Below are 22,935 nucleotides of genomic sequence, written 5' to 3' on the forward strand. Positions count from 1 at the left end.
GTCACCGAGATGATCGTCTACGGTCGTCTCACGTGACGGTAAAACCGCCACCGAATTGACCGTTCCGCGGCGGCGCCGTCAGGGTGACGGCCCCTGCAGAAAAATCGTCGATAGCGGCGGCAGCGTCAGTGACAGCGAGACCGGCCTGCCGTGGGCGGGCACGGGTTCGGTCGACACTGCGCCATTGACCAGGCCCGAGCCGCCATATTCCCGCGCATCCGTCGTCATCCGTTCGATCCACACACCGTCGCTCGGCACGCCGATCCTGTAGCCGTAACGCGGCACCGGCGTGAAGTTCGACATGACCAGCACCGATGAAGCACGATCGGGCGCATAACGGAGCATCCCGAGCACGGAATTGACGGCGTCGTCGGCTGCCGCCCATTCGAAGCCCTCGGGATGAAAGTCTCCGAACTGCAATGCCGGCTCGTCCGCGTAGAGGCCGTTCAGATCCTTCACCAGCCGCTGGATCCCCACATGCTGAGGCCGGTCCAGCACATCCCAGGTCACTGACCCGTCATGGTTCCATTCGCCGGGCTGGGCGACTTCACTTCCCATGAACAGGAGCTTCTTGCCGGGGTGGCCCCACATGAAGGCGAGATAGCTGCGCAGGTTGGCGAATTTCTGCCATTCGTCGCCCGGCATCTTCGTCAGCAGCGAGCCCTTTCCATAGACGACCTCGTCATGTGAAATCGGCAGAATGAAGCGTTCGGAATAGGCATAGATCATTCCGAAGGTCATCGTGCCATGGGCATAGCTCCGGTAAATCGGATCCTTCTCGATATAGCTCAGGCTGTCATGCATCCAGCCCATGTTCCATTTGATATCGAACCCCAGCCCCCCTTGCTCTGGCGGCTTCGTCACGCCCGGCCAGGCCGTCGATTCCTCGGCGATCGTCATCGCGTGCGGGCAGCGCTCGTGAATGATGCTGTTCAGGTGCTTGAAGAATTCGACCGCTTCCAGATTCTCGCGACCGCCATATTGGTTGGGAATCCATTCGCCCTCGTTGCGGCTGTAGTCGCGGTAAAGCATCGAGGCAACGGCGTCGACCCGCAAACCGTCGATATGGTAGCGCTCGAGCCATTCCAGCGCGCTGGCGATCAGGAACCCCTTCACCTCGTTGCGGCCGAGATTGTAGATCAGCGTGTTCCAGTCGCGGTGAAGGCCTTCGCGCGGATCTTCGTGCTCGTAGAGAGCGCTACCGTCGAAGCGGGCAAGCCCCCAGACGTCTGTGGGAAAATGGGCCGGCACCCAGTCGAGGATGACGCCGAGCCCGGCGCCATGGCACCGGTCGGTGAAATAGGCGAAATCCTCAGGCGTCCCATATCGGCCTGTCGGAGCGAATAGACCGAGCGGCTGATAACCCCAGGAGCCGCCGAACGGATGCTCCATGATCGGCAGCAGCTCGATATGGGTGAAGCCCATGTCGGCGACATAGGGAACCAGCCGCTGGCTGAGTTCGACCCAGTCGAGCGACCTGTTGCCGTCCTTTAGATCGCGAAGCCAGGAGCCGGCGTGCACCTCATAGACGGAGAACGCGCCCTCCAGCCTGTCTTGCCGGGACCGGCCCTTCATCCAACCGTCATCAGTCCATCGAAACGGCGTCGACGAGGCGACGATGGAGGCGGTGGACGGAGCGGCCTCACTTGCCCTCGCGACCGGATCGGCCTTCTGCGGCAGGCAGGTCCCCTCAGCATCGACGATCTCGAACTTGTACCTTTCGCCGGGGGCGAGGCGCGGAATAAACAGCTCCCAGACGCCCGCCGACGGTCTCAGCCGCATCGGGTTTCGCCGCCCGTCCCAGGCGTTGAAGTCGCCGACAACCGAGACGCGGCGCGCATTCGGAGCCCAGACGGCGAAACGAACGCCTGATATCCCGTCGATCGACATATCAACCGCGCCGAGCGTCCGGCTCAGACTATAGTGAGTTCCCTCCGATATCAGATGAAGGTCGAGCTCTCCGAGCAGCAGACCGAAACTGTAGGGGTCCTCGGTGATCTGAACTGCATCCGGCCATGTGATCCGCAGCCGGTATCCCGTCCTCGAGGCGGCCGCCGCCGCAAACAGGCCGGACGGGTGGGCGATGCTGAACGGCGCCACCACCCGGCCGCTCGTCGCATCGATGAGATCGACCGCTTCCGCGCCGGGCAGATACACCCGCACGATCGTCATGCCACCGCTTCGGTGAGGGCCGAGGATCGAAAACGGATCGCCATGACGCCCCTCGATCAAGGCCCATAGCGCATCCTGTCCGATGCCCGCCAGAAGTTCCGAGCGCTCAACATTCATGCCGTGACCCCCGCCAGACGCGATACGATTTCGGTAAGGCCGGATAGCGGGATCGGAAGCCATTTCGGCCTGTTGCGAGCTTCGTAGGCAATCTCGTAGGCGGCCTTTTCGAGAAGAAAGGCATCGAGAACCCTGCGTCTTTGATCGGGTGGCATGTCAAGCTCCTTCGATACGGAGACAGCCTGCGAATAGGCATCGAGAAAGGCCTCCTCGGCATTGCGCCCGAAGCGGGCGATCGCCTCGCGGCGGACTTCGTTCTCATGTTCGATGACCGCGTCGTTATCGAGCTGGGCGGTGGCCACGAGATAGCTCAGCGATCTCAAAAGCCCGGCGACATCACGCAGCGGGTTCGTCTTGGCGCGGCGCTCGGTCAGGTTTTTCGCAGGCTCGCCCTCGAAGTCGATGATGACGGCATCACCCTCGCTGACAAGGATCTGGCCAAGATGGAAGTCGCCATGCGTGCGTGTCATCAGTGTATGGCGGCAGCTCTCCGCGAGCGTCCCGGCGAGCTCTGCGAGTTCGGAACGACGCTCGAGAAGCGGCTTTGCGAGCAAGTCGATTGCAGGGCCGGTATTCTCGTCGCGTTCATCGAGCTTCGACATGGCATAGGCGAGCTCGCCGGCAACGGCCTTCCTCATCGCCTCGACCTCGCTGTCGCCGGCAACCACCGGGCTGAAGGCCTCGTCCCCGGTCTTCGCGGCGAGCACGACATGCAATTCGCCGAGCCTGAGGCCCACCATCGCGACGAAACTGATCAGCGACCGGAAGACGTCGTCGTCTGGTTGGACCGCCGGATCGTTCAGCACCAGTTCGTCGGCCCCACGGCGCAGATTGTTCAGCATCCAGTTCCAGGCGTCGCCCTGGTTGCGGATCGCCCCCTGGACGATGATCAAGGTGGAACGGCGTCCGCTGGAATCGGTATGCGCGACCTCGCCGAGCAGGGGCGCCGTATGGTCATAGCCGGCGCGGGTGAGATAGCGCGTCATCTCGACTTCCGGATGGATGCCCGGGAAGATGTGCCTGATCAGTTTGATCATCGCTACGTCGCCGACGAGCAGCGAGCTGTTGGACTGTTCAGCCGATAGCCAATGCACCGGCAGTTCGCCTGAAATATCGAGGCTGTCGAGCTGTTCCGTCCCAAGGAATTCGAGCGTGCCGGTCCGGCCGGTGGTGCGCGAGCGGTCGCGAAGTCCGTGCAGAATGCCGCGCGCCATTGCCTCCACTGCGAAGCCATCTGTGAGGAAACCGACGCGTCTACCTTGGCGAATCCTCCCAAGCGCAAGCTGCTGGGCAAGCGCGGAAGGGTGCGCATCGTCCCAGGCGACCGCGAGCGGCAGTTGGTAGGATTCGCTGTGGTTCGGCAGCACGACCTCCAACTCGCCGAGGACGACGCCGTCGGCGAATGGGATTGGTGTCACGGAGATCAGTCGGGCGGCCTGAAGCGGCTGGTCCTTTGCCCCGAACCATCGCCGCCTGGAGAGATAGGCGGGCAGGATTTCGCCGCTCAGGATGCGTGCATGACCCGGTTCATCCACGAGGTCGAGCAGGCTACGCCGGATGACCATCGTCAACAGATCGGGAAGCTGTTCCGGCGGTGCGGTGCGCCACGCCGGCGGGTCGGCATCAGCCGTCAGCTGGAACCAGAAGAAACCGTAGGGCGGCAAGGTCAGGAGATAGGTCAACTGGCCGATCGGCGGAAACGGCGACATGCCGGTCAGTTCGATGGGAACGCGCCCCTCGAAGCTCGACAAGTCGAGTTCGACGGCCTGGGGCAACCTTGAGAGACTTGCAACACAAAGCAAGACCTCGCCTTCATACTCCCTGAGATAGGCAAGGATCTTGCGATTTTCCGGCGAAAGGAACCGCAGCGTGCCACGCCCGAAGGCGGGATGCCTGCCGCGCAACGCCAACATTCTGCGCGTCCAGTTGAGCAGCGAATGCGCGTCTGTGCTCTGCGCCTCGACGTTGACGGCCTCGAACCCGTAGAGCGGGTCGGCGACGGGCGGCAGGACGAGACGGGCCGGATCTGCCCTGGAGAAACCGCCATTGCGGTCCGGAGACCATTGCATCGGCGTCCTCACCCCATCCCGGTCGCCGAGATAGATGTTGTCACCCATGCCGATCTCGTCACCGTAATAGATCACCGGCGTTCCCGGCATCGAAAGAAGAAGCGCGTTCATCAGCTCGATCCGCCGGCGGTCGCGCTCCATCAATGGCGCTAAGCGCCGCCTTATGCCGAGGTTGATGCGGGCACGTTTATCGGATGCATAGGTCTCCCAGAGATAATCCCGCTCGGCGTCGGTCACCATTTCGAGCGTCAGCTCGTCGTGGTTGCGAAGGAAGATCGCCCATTGGCAGTTGTCTGGAATCTCCGGCGTCTGGCGCAGGATATCGGTGATCGGAAACCGATCCTCCTTGGCGATCGCCATATACATGCGCGGCATTAGCGGGAAGTGGAAGGCCATGTGGCATTCGTCGCCCTCTCCGAAATATTCGCGCGTGTCCTCTGGCCATTGATTGGCCTCGGCAAGCAGCATCACGCCGGGATGGGTGGCATCGAGCGCGGCGCGTATGCGTTTGAGGATCGCGTGGGTTTCCGGCAGGTTTTCGTTGATCGTCCCCTCGCGCTCGACGAGGTAAGGGATCGCGTCGAGACGAAAACCGTCGATGCCGGTTTCCAGCCAGAAGCGCATCACCCTCAGCAATTCCTCCATGACAAGGGGACTGTCGAAATTGAGGTCGGGCTGATGGGAATAGAAGCGGTGCCAGTAATAGGCGCCGGCGACCGCGTCCCATGTCCAGTTGGATTTTTCCGTATCGATGAAAATGATGCGCGTTTCCGGAAATTTCTGATCGGTATCCGACCAGACGTAGAAGTCGCGCTCCGGCGATCCCGCCGGCGCCTGGCGGGCGCGCTGGAACCAGGGGTGCTGATCGGAGGTGTGGTTGATGACGAGCTCGATGATGACGCGGATATTGCGCTGGTGGGCGGCGTCGACGAAAGCCCGGAAGTCCTCCACAGTCCCGTAATCGGGGCTGACACTACCATAGTCGGCGATGTCGTAACCGTCGTCTCGGCGCGGAGAGGGAAAAAAAGGCAGGAGCCAGATGGCATTGACACCGAGGGCTGCGATGTGATCGAGCTTCTGGTGCAGGCCGGCGAAGTCGCCGACCCCGTCGCCATTGGCATCGTAGAACGACTTGATGTGCAGCTGGTAGATGATCGCATCCTTGTACCAGAGCGGCTGCGGCGCGCTATCTGCATTCATCGTGTCCATTCATGCCTCCCTTGAGCGAATACGCCAGATCGCATAGGGCAGGACCTCAGGATTGAGACTGATGCTCTGCCATTTGCCGGTCCATTTGAAACGATGCCCGCCGATCAGATCTTCGGCATCCAGCGTGCCGCCGTCGCCCAGCGACCACTGCCAGAGCGGCAGCTCGACGTCGCTCTGCTGGAAATTGTGGGGGTCGAGGCTGATGGCGATGAGCAGGACGTTGTCGCGGGCACGGCTCGCCTTCCCGAAAAACAGGATATTGTCATTTCGCGCATTCAGCAGCGTCAGCCCGAGATGCGAATGCAGCGCGGTGTTTTCGCTCCGGATGCGGTTGAGCGTCCTGATTTCGGCGATGATATTGCCCGGCCGGTCGTAGTCCCAGGCGCGGATTTCGTACTTCTCGCTGTCGGCATATTCCTTGCGCTTGGCATCGGGACGCCCCTCGCAAAGTTCGAAACCGTTATAGACGCCCCACAATCCCGAAAGGGTGGCGGCAAGTGCTGCGCGGATCAGGAAGGCCGGGCGCGGCGCATTTTGCAGGAAATCCGGATTGATATCATGCGTGTTGACGAAGAAATGCGGGCGGAAGAATTCCTTCGGCGCCGTCTCCGTCAGCTCCCGCATATATTGCTCGAGCTCCCACTTGGCATTGCGCCAGGTGAAGTAGGTGTAGGACTGGGAGAAGCCGATCTTTGCCAGCCGATACATGACCTTCGGCTTGGTGAAGGCTTCCGACAGGAAGACGACATCGGGATGACGGGCCCTGATATCACCGATCAGCCATTCCCAGAACGGAAAGGGCTTTGTGTGCGGATTGTCGACGCGAAACAGCTTGACGCCCTGGTCCACCCAAAGCTGGACGACATCCCTGAGCTCCACCCATAATGAAGGCAGCGCATCTTTTGTGTAGAAATCGACGTTGACGATGTCCTCGTATTTCTTCGGCGGGTTTTCGGCATATTTGATCGTGCCGTCGGGACGCCAGTCGAACCAGCCGGGATGCTCCTTCAGCCAGGGGTGATCTGGCGACGCCTGGATTGCGAGGTCGAGAGCAATCTCCAGGCCATGCCGGCCAGCCTCTTCCACAAGCCGGCGGAAATCCTCGAACTCGCCGAGCTCGGGATGGATAGCGTCATGGCCGCCGTCCCCGGAGCCGATGGCATAGGGACTTCCGGGGTCGCCCGGTCCGGCTTTCAGGCTGTTGTTTCGGCCTTTCCGGTTGGTCGAGCCGATCGGATGAATCGGCGGGAAATAGAGCACGTCGAAGCCCATGTCACGGATGGCGGGCAATCTCGGGATGACGTCGTCGAAGGTGCCGTGCCGGTCCGGATCGCCGCTCTGCGAGCGCGGGAAGATCTGGTACCAACTGGCAAAGGCAGCCTCCTTGCGTTCGGCATCGACGGCGCTTGCCGTCGAGCGAAGCCGAAACGGTCGCCTGTCCGCCTTGTTCATCAATTCCAATGTCCCGGCATCGAGCAGGATCGCCGTGCGCTCGGCATCAGACGCCCTTTCGAGACTGTCGCCGAGGGCCTTCAATTCGGCATTGAGCGTTGCGCCGGCATGCATCTCAGCCGAGCGGATGAGGTTCAATCCCTCCTGGAGTTCGAGCTTCAGGTCCAGCCTGGCATCGTTCTTCTTCGTCAACTCGTAGCGGAAGATCGCAAACGGGTTCTTCCATGCCTCGACGGCAAATTCATAGCGTCCAATGCGCTCCAGCAAGAATTCGGCGCGCCAGCGGTCATTTTCGACCAATTGCATCTCCGTCTCATTCCAGTCTGCCGCATCGAGCGGTCGCCAGAGCAGGACCGCGGCGATCGGGTCGTGGCCGTCGGCGAATATATCCGCCTCCACGGTGAGGATGTCGCCGACCACCCGCTTGACGGGAAAGCGGCCGTCATCGACCCGTGGCATAATGCTCTCGATCGCGAGGCGCGGCGAAGCGACCGCCTGCTCGATATCGAGGATCGGCCGCGATGTGATCGGCGCCGGCGCCTTGCCTTCGATCACCAGGGTCTCCCCTGCCCGCAGCCGCAGAGCCGTACCATCGGCTGCGGCGGGAAGAAAACCGGAAGCCGCTTCGCGCAGTGCGGTTACCGGAGCAGGCGCACTTTTCCGAAGGTCCCTGTTGAGCAGGATGAACCGCACATTCTCGGCGCTGCGAAGGTCTTCCACCGCCGATTGCAGCAGCGCTGAGACCGGTCCGTTGGCGTTGCGGATAAGCCGCAGCGATGCGGCACGCGCATGAGGGTTCTTGCCGATCTCAGTGTTCGCAAGGCGAATTTCGGAGGAGATATCGAAAGCGAGGTCATGGCGCATCCCCCGCAAGCCCGTTCCATTCCCATGGGTCGGATCGAGCGGCGTGGTTGCGCCATATTCGAAACCCATCGGAACCATCACGCCACCGCCGAGCGAGGCAGCAAGGCGCAGAGCCCTGATGGCGCGTCGTTCGAGGATTTCGCGGCTCTCGGTTCCGTGCGCGATCCGCCTGGCGAATGGTGGCTCCGGAAAAGCGATCTGCCAGCCAAGCTGCTTCTGGACGCGGTGTTCTTCGATGAACCATCTCTCGTCAAAATCCCACCAAGCCATCGATGAAAAACATCCATCGAAGCCTGTATTCTTGACCGCGTCCCTCACCCCGAAATCAGTGCCGGGCGTCCAGGCGAGGAATTGCGCGTCCGCCTTCTCGCGCACCGCCGAAATCAGCGATTTGAAAACCGCCGGCGCAATGCGATCGATCCCCAGCGCCCGATAGCCGGCGAGCCCAAGACCGGCCAACCCTCGCAGCCGTTCGGTCCATTCTTCCAACAGCCGCGATTGAGACTCCGCCTCCATCGCGATCATCGGTTCCGCCGGGTCCAATGGCGAGCGCCTCGGATCGACCGGGCGAAAGCCTGCCTTGGGATCCCGGGCCTTGCCGTCGAGCATCAGGTCCATCATCAGGGCGACGCCGCTCTTGCGGGCGGCCTCCGCCAGGCGTCCCAGCCCATCCTCGACTGCGCTTCCGAGCGACAGTTGAGGATCGAGACGATTCAGATCCTGGGAGGCAAAGATACTGCGCTCCCCGCCCCGATCGAAGAGAGGTGCCGTCAGCACACGATCGAAACCGGTATCCGCAGCGTGGTCGAAAGCCTCACGCCACGCATCGATACCCTGAAGAAGGAGTGGATTGACATAATAGATCCGGGGTGGGGTGCTCAACACACCCTGGTTTGGAGAGAATGACATCGGCCGCCGCTCGAGTTTGGTTTGAAGGCAAACTTCCGTTGGCCGCGGTTGTTCCACTGAAACTGCCATTCGCGATGCGCAGACATCGTCGACCGCACTGGCGCGGGATCGATAGGACCCGCTCCGTTCGCGCATCAAAGGCCCTGGATTCCGCAGACGAGCCTTGAAATTTCGTGACGTATTTGGATAGTCTTCCGCGTCCAGGGAGGGTGACCCATTCCGCACAGTTCTGAAAGAGCAGGCGCCCGAACGGGACTTGATATATCCGAATGAATCACTGCGATTGCAATAGAGGCGACCAGACGTGAATCCATCGGTGGAATTGTGTTCATACCCCGAACTCGATGATCGAATCGTGATCGTCAGGGCGGGAGACGAAGTTGATGCCGTGTTCGTCCGGACCCAGAGGTTCAACGTCCTGATCGATACGCTCGGAACGCCCGAACTCTGCAAGGCGGCGCTGGACCTGCTCGAGGTACAGACGAACACCCGTCCGCTGATTGTCATCAATTCGCACATGGATTGGGATCATTTCTGGGGGAATGCCGCCATTGCCGGGCGCGCTCCGATTATCGCGCATGCCGCCGCGCTCGACCGTTTACGCGACCCTTCCGCACGCGAAGTCCTGAGGGACAAGGCGAGCCAGGAGTCGAGGTTTCGGAATGTCGACCTCATCGGTCCCGATATCACGTTCGCAGGCTCGATGACCCTCAACGGCGGCGACCTGACACTGGAGCTCATTCATACACCTGGACACACGCCCGACCATATCGCCGTATGGATTCCCGAACTTCGCATCTGCCTGGCCGTCGATGCGGTGGAATACCCCGTTCCCGAAGTCTGGAGCAAAAATGCAGACGACCTCCGCTTGATCCGTTCCTCGCTCGAGCGGATACGTGGCCTGGATGCAAGACTGGTCATCCCGGCGCACGGCCGGACCTATTCCCCTTCGGCGGTGGATGAGAACCTCGCCTATTTCCAAGCCCTGGCCGATCGTGTCGGCAGCTTGAGCAAGAGCCAGCTGGCGGATCCGCAACTCGACGGTTCAAGCGGCCTGCGGCTTGAAGACTTCGTCCCCATCCCCGACGGAATGCCTTCCGACGTGGTGGCTTTCTATCGGAAATGCCATGAGACAAACCTCGGCGCCACGGTTCAAGCCCATATCGAAGAGGCCGGACAGTGAAATTGTTGGGGGGCGGGCGAGCTGGGCAGATCTGGCGTGACGGCAACACCGTGATCAGGCCTGCCGGCGCATGGACGCCGACGGTGCACCGGTTCTTGCGCCATCTCAGGAGCAGAGGTTTTCCGGGAGCGCCGGATCCCATTGAGATAACCGGAAACCAGGAAGTCGTCAGTTATGTCAGCGGGCGCGTCTGCGAAGACCTGAGCGACCAATTTGTCGGATCGGAGCGCATGCTGCTTTCCGCAGCCAAGCTTCTGAGCGATTTTCATTCGGCATCTCAAGGATTTCTGGAAGTGGATCGCGAGGTCCAGACATGGATGTTGCCGCCACAGGAGCCACGCCAGATCATATGCCACGGCGATTATGCGCCCTATAACGTCGCCACGGCAGGTCATGCGGTTGTCGGGATCATCGATTTCGATACCGCCCATCCCGCGCCGCGCCTATGGGATCTGGCCTATTCGGTCTACCGCTGGGCGCCGCTTTCCGATCCTGCCAATCCTCATGTGACCTTCAGCCTCAACGAACAGCTGCGGCGAGCGGAACTCTTCTGCACGGCATATGGAGCGACGAAGGAAGAACGGCTCCAGCTCCCCGAGATGATTTGCTGGCGGCTTCAGGCGCTCGTCGATTTCATGCTGGCGAGTGCGGCCGCTGGAGATGAGACGTTCGTGGAGGACGTGGTTGCCGGAGACGCCCGGCTCTATCTCAGCGATATGGACTATGTTCGCAGCCATCGGGATCGGCTGCTGAAGGCCTTGTGCTGACGTATCTTCGCCAGCCCGGATATTCCGTCTGCCCCCTACATCACATATCTATAGCCACTTCTTTCGACGGAAGAAACCGAAGAGGCCCAGGCACAAGGTGACGATGACGCCAAGCACGACGAAATAGCCGTACTGGAATTTCAGCTCCGGCATATCGTTGAAATTCATCCCGTAGATACCGGCGATCGCGGTGGGAACGGCGAGGATTGCCGCCCAGGCGGCGAGCTTGCGGGCGATCGCCGTCTGCTCCGTCTGGCCGATCATCACGCTGGCCTCGAAGGCGAAGGCAAGGACCTCGCGCAGCGCATCGATATCTTCCTGAACCCGGCGCACGTGATCGGTCACATCGCGAAACAGCGACTGGAGTGTGGGATCCATGCCGGGAAGATCGATATGCTCGTACCGCCGACAGACGTCCACGAGCGGCACGACGGCGTTGCGCAGCCGCAGCAGCTTGCGTCGCAACAAGTAAAGCCGCTCGATGTCGGACTTTTCCAGCTGTTCGCGCAGCACCAGATCCTCGAGCTTCTCGACCTCCTCCTGCACGACCTCGATGACAGGCATGTAGTTGTCGACGATGAAATCGAGGATGGAATAGAGAATATAGTTCTCGCCGTGGGCAAGTGCTGCCGGCGTGGCCTCGCATCGCTGCCGCACCGCCAGGTACGAAGACGAGTCCCCGTGGCGGACGGAGACGACATAACCGCGACCGACGAACAAATGTGTTTCGCCGAAGACGATTTCGTCATCCTTCATATGGGCGGTCCGGGCGACGATGAACATCGCGTCGCCATAAATCTCCAGCTTCGGGCGCTGGTGAGGCTGTGCTGCGTCCTCGATCGCCAGGGCATGGAGATTGAACTCGGCCTGAACCTGGTGCAGCAGCACTTCATCCGGCTCGTGCAGGCCAATCCAGACGACGGCATTCTCCCGGCTTCGCCATTCGCCGGCCTCTTCTATCCTGATGTCGCGAATGCGTTGCCCATGCTGATAGACGGCGGCGGCCACGACGCCGGGCCGTTCATACGGAGGCGATGTGGAACCGCTACCTGCTTGCGCCAGAGCACTGTCCAGATCCTTCAGCCGTTCCAAATCCAGCTATCCTCTCCATTCCCGCAGGGGATCATATATCCGCGGGGCCAATCCCTTCGCCGGTCAGGCGCTCAGCCGATCATAATGCTATTTCGTAAAACATGCATCACCGCGTCGGTGTGGGTACCAGCCGCCTTTATCGTGGCCAGGCGCCCAGGTAGCATCACGTGTCCGTGGAAATATCGTCCCAATCCTGGTCCATGTAGCCAATCAGCCAGTTGAGAGCGTAATGCCGCTCGTAGACCACGCCCTTATCCAATCCGGCTGGAGGCTCCTCTCCCTTCAGCCGCGCGTTCACGGCGGCCCAATCGTAGCGGAAAATGAGGTCGGCGGCGTCCAGGAGCTCTTTCTGCGGACGAAGCTTGGCACGACGCATCAGCCCATCCGTCCCGAGTTCGCGCAGCGTGTTCGCAATGAATGGCACGTCGCAAATATGGTCGGGACGGTCGAGATCGGAGCTGATCCCGAGTGCCCACAACATGACGTCCACGCCCTCGTAGCGCCAGGCCAAGTTCGTCCGATCCTGATCCGTGGGATCGGGATCGTCCATGAACGCCCGTTCCTTCGGGGTGAAAAAACTTGCCGCGTCGAACTGCCGGATGAGAGCCTGACCCATTTCGTGGTCGCCGGTCTCGCCTTTCACGGCGACGATCGCAAGCGCAATCGTGCGCTGAACGACAGCCTTTGTATTTCGGCGGGTGCTCTCGCTCTCGGGCTCGATGGTCGGCAGATGATCGATGGTCGGCACGCCTTCCGATTGAAGCTGGGCGATAGACCGAGCTTTGCGTGCCCCCGCTTCGTCGGCGGGTTGCGAAACGGCCGCCTGCATCGGAAGGATCCATGCGAAAAGGGCGGAAAATATGCGCTTCATCATTTCTGGCTCGTGTCATCCCTGACGCCGCATCGATAGGCATTTTCCTGCTTTAGCGGGAGCCCGAGCACGAAGGCGGCGGCGATTTTCCGGAAAACTGGTAAACGGCTTTTTTACATATGGAACAAATCGTTAAATTTTTTTCGCTACAAAAGTCCTTGGCCAACCGGTATGAAGCCGGCGTTCGATGAGGACTTTCGATGCGTCGTCCAAACATAAAATCGAGCTTGCTATTGATTTTCAGCGGCATTGCTCTTCTTTTCGGTCTTGTCGCCTATCTCGCGGTCGACGGTCTTCGAAATACGAACGGCTCCACTGAAGAAATTGCGACCCATTGGCTGCCGAGCGTTCAGGCTTCGCAGGCGATCAATCTCTCCATGACGAATTTGCGCCTCGCCTATCGTGATCACATCATCGCGCAGTCGGATGCGGAAAAGAAAACACGCGAAGACGCCATTAAAGTCGCCGAGGATGCAGTCGGCAAATCGGTGGACGCCTATCTTCTGCTGGCTTCATCCGACCATGAGCGTGAACTGATCAGGACGATTAAGGAAAGTGTTGGAGGCTACATCGCCAGCAGCTCGCAGCTGCTCGCCCTTTCCCGCGCCAACAAGACCGAAGAAGCCGGGCAATATCTGGGCGGAGAGATGCGCTCCTATTCGGACAAGCTCAAGGAAGCCACGACGACCCTGGTCGAATTGGACGTCAGCGGCAGCAACAAGGCGGCCGAACTCAGCAAGCAAACCTTCGATTCGATAGAGTTCTATCTGCTTGCGGCGATCGGCGTTGCTGGATTGCTCGTTCTCGGCGCCGTCGCTTTCGTGCTGACGGGCATCGCCAATCCGATTACCGGGATCACCGCCTCGATGCGGCGGCTGGCCGAGGGAGACACAGATTCGGAGATTCCATTTGCAAACCGCGCCGATGAGATCGGATCGATGGCGGGAGCGGTGGAGATCTTCCGCCAGGCCGCGATCACCAACAAGCGGATGGCAATCGAAGCCGACGAAAACCGCAACAGGGCGGAGGCCGATCGCCTTGCCGCCCAGGAGCAGGCGGAAGCCGACGCCTCGGAGCGGTTGCGCATTGCCACCTCGGGTCTCGCCGCCGGTTTGAAGCGGTTGGCGGCAGGCGACCTCGCCTTCCAGCTCAACGAGGCCTTCGCGCCGGACTTCGAAGCGCTACGCCATGACTTCAACCAGTCCGTCACCCAACTCGGCGCGACGCTTAGAGCTATTTCCGACAGCATCGGTACGATCGACGAAGGCACGCGGGAAATTTCTTCCGGGGCGAGCGATCTTGCAAAGCGCACGGAGCAGCAGGCAGCTTCACTCGAAGAGACAGCGGCCGCACTGGAGGAGATCACAGCGAACGTGTCGAACTCCAGCAAACGAACCGAGGAGACGCGCACGGTGGCCACGGAGGCAAATCGCAGCGCCGGGGTCTCCGCGGAAGTCGTTTCCCACGCCGAAGAGGCAATGGAACGCATCGAGACCTCGTCGCAGCAGATTTCCAACATCATCAGCGTCATCGACGAAATCGCGTTCCAGACCAACCTTCTGGCACTGAATGCCGGCGTGGAAGCGGCAAGAGCCGGCGAAGCCGGCAAGGGCTTCGCGGTCGTCGCCCAGGAAGTGCGTGAACTCGCCCAGCGCTCGGCAAGTGCTGCCAAGGAAATCAAGGGCCTGATCCAGAACTCCTCGAAAGAGGTGGAAGGCGGGGTCAAGCTGGTGCGCGATACCGGCCAGGCCTTGAAGACCATCGGCGGCTTCATCACCCAGATCAATCACCATATGGATTCGATCGCCACCTCTGCGAAAGAGCAGTCCATCGGACTCAGCGAAGTCAATGTCGCGGTCAACCGGATGGACCAGACCACGCAGCAGAACGCAACCATGGTGCAACAGTCGACCGCGGCATCCAATTCTCTCGCGCAGGAAGCCCAGAAGCTTCGCGAACTCATCGCCCAGTTCAGGCTCGACGATGCGGTCAGTCAGTCCTCGGCTCTTCGCTCGACGGCGAGAACCATGGCGCAGCCCGCAGCCCGTGCAGCCGTGCATGCGGTTGCCGCTCGCCGCTGAAACGGACGGCGACAGGAAACCCCGACATAAAAAGGCGCCCGGCGATTGCCGGGCGCTTTTCATTCGGTCAGGACGCGAAGGCCGGTTTGCGCCGCGCGCCCATTCTCAACACGAAATAGATCGCCCCGCCGATGGCGACGCCGAAGAACCAGCCATAAGTTCCCCACCAGTCCGGCAGGATGGTGGTGAAGGTCGGCAGGATCGAGGAGAAGAGCACGCCCACCGCGAATGCGATGAAGGCATTGCCGTGCCATCCGCTCTGGAACCGGAACTCGCCATTCTCATGATAGAGCGCTTCGACGTTCAGCTGGCTTCTCCGGATGAGATAGTAATCCACCATCATGATGCCGAAGATCGGTCCCATCGTCGATCCGATGAAATTGACGAAATGCGCAGCACCCGTCTCCCACGGAGCAAACGGGTAAAGCACGAGAGCGATCAATGCGGCGATATATCCACCGCGTTTGAAGTTGATTTGGCGCGGGAAGACATTGGCGAAGTCGAAGGCCGGCGACACGAAGTTCGCCACGACGTTGATGCCGAGCGTTGCGATCGCGAATGTCAGCGCCGCAAGCAGCGCCAGGAACCAGCTGTCGAATTTCGCCGATATCATTTCGGGATGCAGCAAGACCTCGCCATAGACCGTAAATGCGGCCGTGGTGGTGACGCCTGCAACGAGGCAGAAGGCCAGGAGGTTGATCGGCAGGCCCCAGAGATTGCCTTTCCGCAGCGCCTTCTCGCTCGTCGCGTAACGCGAGAAATCGCAGAAGTTCAGGTAAAGCGCGGCGAAATAGGTGATCCAGGTGGCGGCCACGGCGGCAAGGGCTGCAAAGGAGCCAGGCTCGCCCGGCACGCCGGCATCCTTGGTCTTTTCGATCAACACGTCGCGCGGGATCTCGGAACCGAAGGAGAAGGTGCCTGATTTGACGACCAGATAGACCGCGAGGATCAGCATCATGATCCAGACGGCGGGACCCGCCCAATCCTGGAACTTGCGAACTGTTTCCATCCCGCGCTGAATGATCAGCAGCTGCAGACCCCAGACGATGACGTAGCAGATGAGCTCGAGGGTCGAGTGGCCGAGCATGTGGCTGTTTTGATGAAAGGCAAGCAGGCTGTCGTTGCGGATCAGCAAGGCAACGATCGCGCCGGATGCGGCGGCGGTCTGCGCCCCGTACCAGAAGCAGGCAACCACCGCCCGGACCAGTGCCGGAACATTCGCCCCGAACGTGCCGAAGGAAGCGCGCGCCAGAACCGGAAAGGGGACGCCGGTACGCACGCCGGCATTGCCGACCAGGCTCATCAGGCAGAAGATGACCAGCGATCCGATGCCGATGGCGATGACGAAATTGACGAAGCTGCCACACAGCAGGAACAGGCTCGCCGCCAGATAATAGCCCCACAGGCTGTGGACGTCTGACGTCCAGACGTTAAAGATGCTGAATGCACCCCATTTGCGCTCCTCGGCGGGTGCAAGATCCTCGTTGTACAACGAGGGAGACGGATTTCGTACGCTCATGAATGCCCTCCCATATCCTCGAGGTCAATTTGACCACAGGCAAAAGTCTGCTCTCCATTTGTGCATCTGACAATTTAATAGTCACATTATACACATCTCTTGGCGATGCCTGAGGATTAGCCATCGCCGCTCTTACCTCAGTCCGGTCATTGCGAGCCGACGACACGCCCGGCCAGACGAAACGGACTTGCGACCGCGGCGCCGGCAGCATCGAAGACATAGGCGCCGACGTCGCCGGCGGTCGACCGCCTGCCGCTTTCGAAGGAGGCAAGCTGCGCTCCGAACTTGGCGAGCGATGCGTAGCGGTCATGCCCCAGCCCGTCGGATGCCTGGATCGACGTGATGTCGATGACCCGAAGCCTCTCCTTCAAGGCAGCCTCCCTGATGACGGGATCGTCAATATCGAGGCGTCCGACGCGCGCCCGCTCTCCCGCTATGAAGCTAGAGGCCACCAGCGCCCGGTCGTCCTTCGAAACGAGAAGAGATATCGGGATCGGCATCCGCCCGATATCCTTCAGCTGGGAGCGGAAAACATCGACGTCAATGTCAGGGGCCGCCAGGATCACCGCCAGTTTGCCGATGACGTCGTCGCGATGCTGCAGTTTGAGCTGGCGCACCGTTTCCATGACCAGGAATCCGCCCATGCTGTGTCCGAAAAGGATGATGCGTTTCACCTTTCCTGAAGCCGAGAGTGACGTGACAAGCGAGTCGAGGTCGCTACGCGAGGAGAGAGCCGCATCGCGGTCGGCGACATAGCCGGCGACGGCTGCGGCCGAAGGCCACGAAAACAGAATCGGAGAGCCCGGAATGTTGGCGTCCGCGGCGATCTGCGCAGTGCGAAACAGCGCCTCCTGATAGCTATAGTTATAGCCATGCACGAAGATGCCGACAGTGCCGTCGGACTGCGTAGAGTGGAGCGCCTCCTCTACGAAGGCGTCCTTTGCAAGCTGCTTGCGCCTGATGACGGCAAATTGGCGTTCGGGATCCGGCCTCGAGGTCGGATAGGTGATCGCGGTGTCCTTCCGGCCGGGAGGGACCGAAAACGCATATTGCTCGTAGGTGAGATTGTCAGCCCAGGTGCTGCCGAACCCGCCGCGTGCGGTGTCGAGGCTCCTGTTCGTCGCAGCGAGCACATTCACCCGGCTTGGGGCGGCGTCATCAGTGTGAAGCGATGCATTCAGATGAGCTGGGTGAACGGGCTGATGGACCGGGTTCAACACATCGGGCGACGGTCTCGTGGCGCAACCGGCGAGCATCGCCAGGCCGATTGCGACCAGCATCGCCTTGGCTCCCATCGGAAACCCGTTCAAACGCTGTTCCGTCATCGAGCTCTCTCCTCGGAGACCAGGATATGCAGCGGCCGCCGCGGCGGCCGCATGCGATGGACGTCAAAGCCCATGCTCATGCCTTTGCCGCGGCTTCGGTCTGAACGCCTTCATCCCTCGGGATCCTGAACCACGCGACGTAGAGCGCAGGCAGAAACAGCAGGGTGAGCGCGGTTCCGACGACGATGCCGCCCATCATGGCGTAGGCCATCGGCCCCCAGAAGATCTCGCGCGAGATCGGGATCAGCGCCAGCGTGGCCGCCGCGGCCGTCAGCATGATCGGCCGCATGCGGTGTTCAGTAGCCTCGACGACCGCCTGCCAGGGCGCCATTCCTTCGCTGCGCAAATGCTCGATCTGAACGACCAGGATGACGGAGTTGCGGATCAGGATGCCGATGAGCGCGAGCACGCCGAGGATCGCGACAAAGCCCATGGGGGCGTTGCTGAGCAGCAGCGCCGCGACGACGCCGATCAGGGCTGTCGGAGCAACGGCGAACACCAGGAAGAGCCGGCTGAAGCTTTGCAGCTGGATCATCAGGATGGTCGCCATCACAAACAGCATCAGCGGAGCCACAGCCGCGATCGGCCCCTGGGCATCGGCGCTGGATTCGACCGCGCCGCCCACTTCCACCTTGTATCCCACCGGAAGGCCTTTCTGGAATTCTTCGACCTTCGGCTTCAACTGGTCGACGATCGTGGCCGGTTGCGTCGGACCAACGACGGCCGCCTTGACCGTTATGGTGGGTTGCCTGTCGCGACGCCAGATGGTCGGCTGTTCGAGCTCGTAGCGGAAATTCGCCACGGCGGAGAGCGGCACGACCTTGCCGTTGGAGGTGGAGAGCTGCAGGTTCTGCAACGTCTGGATGGAATCGCGCTCGGATGCCCTGGCGCGGCCGATGACGTTGACCAGGTAAATGTCGTCTCGAACCTGGGTGGCCGTCGAGCCTTCGACGATGCCGTTAAGCGCGGTAGCGATGTCTTCGGAGGATACGCCGAGCTGGCGCGCCTTGTCCTGCAGGACATCGACCTTCACCACGCGGGACGGCTCGTTCCAATCCAGGACCATGTTCGCCAGAAGCGGGTGCGATCCGATGACGCCGGCAAACTGCTGGGAGAGGTCGCGGACCTTTTGAATATCGGGGCCACTGACCCGGTACTGGACCGGTTTGCCGACCGGCGGACCGATGTCGAGAAGCTTCACGAAGGCGTCGGTGCCGGGGAAGGTTTTCGTCAGATAGTCCTGCAGTTCTGCCCGCACCTTGTCACGCACGTCGAGTCCCTTGGTGACGATGATCGTCTGTCCGAACGACACGTTGGGCGTCTGCACGTCAAAGGACAGGATGAAGCGCGGCGCGCCCTGGCCGACATAGGTCGTCCAATGATCGATATCCTTGTTGTCGGCCAGCATCTCTTTTTCGAATCTCGCCATCTGCCTGTTGGTTTCGGCGATCGAACTGTTGTGAGGGAGGTTCCAGTCGATGATGAGCTCGGGCCTGTCCGAATTGGGGAAGAACTGCTGTTGCACCAGCCCCATGCCGCCGACGGAAAGGCCGAAGACGCCGACCGTCAGAATGATGGTGACCCAGCGCCAACGCATCGCCAGGCCCAGGAGCCAGGAGAAGACGGAGGCGAAGCGGCCCTTCTTCTCATGATGCGATTTCATGGTCTTCGGCAGGATCGTGACGCCGAGAAGCGGGGTGAACAGCACCGCCACCACCCAGGAAACGATCAGCGAAACCGCGATGACCACGAAAAGCGTGAAGGTGAATTCGCCCGCCGCGCTGTCGTTGAGACCGATCGGAATAAAGCCCGCAACCGTGACGAGCGTTCCCGTCAGCATCGGAAAGGCGGTCGACGTGTATACATAGGTGGCCGCCTTTCTGAGATCATCGCCCGCCTCCAGGCGGGCCACCATCATCTCGACGGCGATCATGGCATCGTCGACAAGAAGCCCGAGCGCGATGATCAACGCTCCGAGCGAGATGCGCTGAAGCGAAATGCCGGAACATTCCATCACCACGAAGGTGATCGCCAGGACGAGGGGAATGGAGATCGCCACTACCATGCCGGCGCGAAGACCGAGGCTGATAAAGCTGATGACCAGGACGATGGCGATCGCTTCGAAGAGCGCCCGGGTAAATCCGGACACCGCTTCGTCGACGACGGCCGGCTGATCGGAAACACGGTGGACGTCCACGCCGATCGGAAGGTCAGCGACGACACGTTTCATCTGCGCATCGAGCCCCTCGCCGAACTCCAGAAGATTGGCGCCCTGCTTCATGCCGATCGCAAGCCCGATCGCAGGCTGGCCGTTGAACCGGAACAACGCCGACGGCGGATCCACGTAGCCGCGTTTGATCGTGGCGACGTCGGTCAGCGGAAAGAAGCGGTCGTTGATCCGAAGATTAATCGATCTCAGACTTTCCTCGGACGTGAATTGTCCACTCACCCGCAATGCGATGCGCTCCGGCCCGGCGTCGACGAAGCCGGACTGCGTGACGGCATTCTGCGCCTGCAGGGTCTGGATGACCGACTGCTGGTCGATCCCGAGTGCTGCGATCTGGCGCGTGGAGAATTCCAGATAGATCGCCTCGTCCTGGGCGCCGACCACATCGACCTTGCCGACGTTGGGCACGGTCAGGACCTCGGAGCGGGCGTTTTCCACGAGATCGCGAAGCTGCCGCTGGGTAAGGCCATCGCTGGTGAAGGCGTAGATGTTTCCGAACACGTCGCCGAAGCGATCGTTGAAGAAGGGACCGACGACGCCGGTCGGGAAATCGCCCTTGATGTCGGCGATCATGTTGCGGATGCGCAGCCAGGTCGGAGCGACATCCTTTGCCTTGGTCGTCGGCAGCAGCTCAACGAAGACGGTCGTCTGGCCGGCAATGGTCTCGCTCTTGGTATAGTCCAGCGATTCCAGTTCCTGGAGCTTCTTCTCGATCCTGTCGGTCACCTGCCGCGTCACCTCTTCGGCGGAGGCGCCGGGCCACTGGGCGGTGATCACCATCGTCTTGATCGTGAAGTTCGGGTCTTCTTCGCGGCCGAGCTTCACGTAGGAGAAGGCGCCTGCGAGAATGAAGACGATCATGAAGTACCAGACGAGCGAACGGTGTTCGAGCGCCCAGTCGGAAAGGTTGAAGGACTTCACTGGCTGATCTCCTGGTCGATCCTGATGGCCTGGCCATCTTCAAGTTTATGCACGCCTGCCACGACGACCCTTTCTCTGGGGGCGAGCCCCTCGGTGACGCGGACGCTGCCGCCGTCTTCGACGTCGCCGTCGATCTTCACGCGGCGACGCGATACCTTCCCGGCAGGCGCATCGACGATCCAGACGCTCGGGCCGTCGCTGCCGACGAGGATTGCCGAGGAAGGCAGCACGATCTCAGGATCCGCGGCGATTGTTGCAGAGGCTGTGATGACCGAACCGAGCCTGAAGGCTTCGGGCGGATTGGTGAGCGCGATCTTGGTCCTGCTCGTGCGGGTGGAGGTCTCCGCCTCCGGTGCTATTTCGCGCACGATCCCGGACGTGCGGATGGTGGGATCGAGTTGCAGCGTCACCTCGAAGGGCGCGCCGATCTTCAGTTTCTGGGCGGCGGCCTGCGGGACATCGACGACGGCGTCGCGCTTGTCCGGCCGGGCGATGGTCACAACCGTCTGCCCGGCCGACACCACCTGTCCGACTTCGGCCGAGGTCGCCGTCACAACGCCATCGAATTCCGCCCGAAGCTGCGCGTAACCGTGTTGCTCCGTGGCCTTGTCGAGGTTGGCCTGCGCCTTGGCGACGGCGGCGGCCGCCGTCCGCTTTGCCTGCTCAGCCTCTTCGAGCGAGGCTTCGGTGCCGGATCGCGACTCCAACAGCGCACGCTGGCGCTGCTCGGTGGTCACTGCATTCCTGAGCTGGGCGTCGCTGTTCTCGACGTCGGACTGCGCGTTGCGCACGGCAAGCTCCAGCGCCAGCGGATCGATGGCGGCAACGACGTCATCCTTCTTGACGAGATCGCCGACATTGACGTTGCGGGCGATCATCCGCCCGAGAATCCGGAAGCCGAGTTCGGTCTCGATCGTCGGCTCGATCGTGCCGGTCAGGCCCAGGCTCGCGGCGGCCGTCTGCTTGACTGTCATCGACAGCACGGGACGAGGCGCTTCCTCCTTGCTTTCCTCCTGCGGTGCGCAGGAGGAGATCAGGGCCGTGCCCACCATCAGAGCGACTATGTTGAGACGAATACTCACTTGGAAGCTTCCTTGACATAAGACACGATTTCACCCGGCCTGAGGAACTTGGTCCCATCGGCCACCACGACCTCTCCTTCCGACACACCCGCCTTGACGATAAAGCTGCCGGTCTCGTAGCCGGCGACGTCGACCGCTCGGACCGAAACCGCGGACGATGCGGGATCGACGATCCAGACGGCCGGCTTGCCGTCCTTGGATGTCATGGCGGACCAGGGAAGCTGGATGACGTCCTGCGAGACGTAATTGAACCTTCCGACGACGGGAGCACCGAGAGGGATCGGAGCGTCGCTCGATATCGCGACCTTGACCTTGATGGTTCCGGTGGAGGAATCGATCGTCGGCGAAATCTCGCGAACCTTCGCCGCGATCTTCTGCGTCGGGTCAGACAGAAGGGTCACGGTGCCGTCGCCGTCGATCGGGCGCAGGAACGCACTTTCGACCACCTCAAAGACGGCATCCCGGTCGCCGTCATGGGCAAGCGTGAAGACGACCTGGGCGGCCTGCGCCACCTGCCCGACCTCGGCATTGCGGGCGGTGATCATCCCATCGGCGTCCGCCTTCAGCTCCGTGTAAGACAAGGTGTCCTGAGCGGTTTCCAACAGCGCCTGCGCCGACTTCGTCGATGCCTGCGCGGTCAGAAGCGCCTCCTGCGCCTGGTCGAGTGCCGCACGCGTCGTCACCTGCGTTCGAAACAGGCTCTGCTGGCGGTCGTATGCGAGCTGCGCCTGGGTCTGCTGCGCCTCAGCCGACTGAAGATTGGCCGCCGCCACATCCAGGTCGGCCTTCTGTTCTTCCGGATCGATCCGCGCGAGGAGCTGCCCCGCCTTCACGGATTGTCCAACTTCCACCAGCCGCTCGATGATCTTGCCGCTGACGCGGAAGGACAAATCGGTCTGAACCCGCGCCCGCACTTCTCCTGTGACCGCGCCGCCCTGGACTAGCGGCTCAGGCTTAGCGACGATGACGCCGACCTCTCGTGGGGTTGGCCCAGTCGGTCTGCTCTCATCGCTGCATGATCCGAGACCGATGGCGCATATGATCGCTGTGGCGACCAGAATGGTTCTCATAGTTG

The 22,935-nt window shown here is 61.4% G+C and carries 13 protein-coding genes; 3 read left to right on the forward strand and 10 right to left on the reverse strand.

What is annotated here, in order from left to right; genetic code table 11:
* Nucleotides 1-78: 78 nt before the first annotated feature.
* The 3 genes from glgB to FFM53_RS26745 are packed head-to-tail and all read right to left on the reverse strand — an operon-like array spanning nt 79 to nt 8,792.
* Nucleotides 79-2,289 (reverse strand): 1,4-alpha-glucan branching protein GlgB, encoded by a 2,211-nt coding sequence (gene glgB / locus FFM53_RS26735; RefSeq protein WP_138388776.1) that lies wholly within the window; start codon nt 2,287-2,289, stop codon nt 79-81.
* The gene (treS, locus tag FFM53_RS26740; protein ID WP_138388775.1) at nt 2,286-5,567 is read right to left on the reverse strand and encodes a maltose alpha-D-glucosyltransferase; all 3,282 of its coding nucleotides are present in this window, start codon (nt 5,565-5,567) and stop codon (nt 2,286-2,288) included. Before treS ends, glgB begins: the two co-directional genes overlap by 4 nt.
* Nucleotides 5,568-8,792, reverse strand: coding sequence for an alpha-1,4-glucan--maltose-1-phosphate maltosyltransferase (locus tag FFM53_RS26745; RefSeq protein WP_138388774.1), 3,225 nt, complete (start codon nt 8,790-8,792; stop codon nt 5,568-5,570).
* A gap of 304 nt (nt 8,793-9,096) precedes the next feature.
* Here FFM53_RS26745 and FFM53_RS26750 point away from each other — a divergent pair, with 304 nt between their 5' ends.
* Both FFM53_RS26750 and FFM53_RS26755 read left to right on the forward strand, forming a co-directional pair.
* Complete coding sequence (locus FFM53_RS26750) at nt 9,097-9,975, forward strand: MBL fold metallo-hydrolase (RefSeq protein ID WP_138388773.1); 879 nt, start codon at nt 9,097-9,099, stop codon at nt 9,973-9,975.
* Nucleotides 9,972-10,742, forward strand: a complete 771-nt coding sequence (locus FFM53_RS26755; protein ID WP_138388772.1) for a phosphotransferase enzyme family protein — start codon at nt 9,972-9,974, stop codon at nt 10,740-10,742. The genes FFM53_RS26750 and FFM53_RS26755 overlap by 4 nt, the downstream gene beginning before the upstream one ends.
* A 48-nt stretch (nt 10,743-10,790) precedes the next feature.
* Here FFM53_RS26755 and corA read toward each other — a convergent pair whose 3' ends face one another.
* Together corA and FFM53_RS26765 are read right to left on the reverse strand one after the other, a co-directional pair.
* The gene (gene corA, locus FFM53_RS26760) at nt 10,791-11,834 is read right to left on the reverse strand and encodes a magnesium/cobalt transporter CorA (protein ID WP_138388771.1); all 1,044 of its coding nucleotides are present in this window, start codon (nt 11,832-11,834) and stop codon (nt 10,791-10,793) included.
* 163 nt (nt 11,835-11,997) lie between these two features.
* Complete coding sequence (locus FFM53_RS26765) at nt 11,998-12,708, reverse strand: DUF4272 domain-containing protein (RefSeq protein ID WP_138388770.1); 711 nt, start codon at nt 12,706-12,708, stop codon at nt 11,998-12,000.
* A gap of 197 nt (nt 12,709-12,905) precedes the next feature.
* On the opposite strand from FFM53_RS26765, the gene FFM53_RS26770 reads away from it, so the two are divergent.
* On the forward strand, nt 12,906-14,786 hold the full coding sequence (locus FFM53_RS26770) for a HAMP domain-containing methyl-accepting chemotaxis protein (protein ID WP_138388769.1): 1,881 nt from the start codon (nt 12,906-12,908) through the stop codon (nt 14,784-14,786).
* A 67-nt stretch (nt 14,787-14,853) separates the two neighbouring features.
* Here the strand turns inward: FFM53_RS26770 and FFM53_RS26775 are convergent, their stop codons facing one another.
* The 5 genes from FFM53_RS26775 to FFM53_RS26795 all read right to left on the reverse strand — a co-directional run bounded on the left by FFM53_RS26775 (nt 14,854) and on the right by FFM53_RS26795 (nt 22,930).
* A complete protein-coding gene (locus FFM53_RS26775) occupies nt 14,854-16,305 on the reverse strand; it encodes an NCS1 family nucleobase:cation symporter-1 (protein WP_138388768.1) in 1,452 nt (483 codons plus the stop codon).
* Nucleotides 16,306-16,451: 146 nt separating this feature from the next.
* A complete protein-coding gene (locus tag FFM53_RS26780) occupies nt 16,452-17,630 on the reverse strand; it encodes an alpha/beta hydrolase (protein WP_138388767.1) in 1,179 nt (392 codons plus the stop codon).
* A gap of 76 nt (nt 17,631-17,706) precedes the next feature.
* Entirely contained in the window at nt 17,707-20,778 is a 3,072-nt protein-coding gene (locus tag FFM53_RS26785; RefSeq protein WP_138388766.1) for an efflux RND transporter permease subunit, read from the reverse strand.
* Nucleotides 20,775-21,860, reverse strand: coding sequence for an efflux RND transporter periplasmic adaptor subunit (locus FFM53_RS26790; protein ID WP_138388765.1), 1,086 nt, complete (start codon nt 21,858-21,860; stop codon nt 20,775-20,777). Before FFM53_RS26790 ends, FFM53_RS26785 begins: the two co-directional genes overlap by 4 nt.
* On the reverse strand, nt 21,857-22,930 hold the full coding sequence (locus tag FFM53_RS26795; RefSeq protein ID WP_138388764.1) for an efflux RND transporter periplasmic adaptor subunit: 1,074 nt from the start codon (nt 22,928-22,930) through the stop codon (nt 21,857-21,859). The genes FFM53_RS26790 and FFM53_RS26795 overlap by 4 nt, the downstream gene beginning before the upstream one ends.
* Nucleotides 22,931-22,935 lie beyond the last annotated feature (5 nt).

It is taken from the genome of Rhizobium indicum, from assembly GCF_005862305.2.
In the GTDB taxonomy this organism is placed as follows: Bacteria; Pseudomonadota; Alphaproteobacteria; order Rhizobiales; family Rhizobiaceae; genus Rhizobium; species Rhizobium indicum.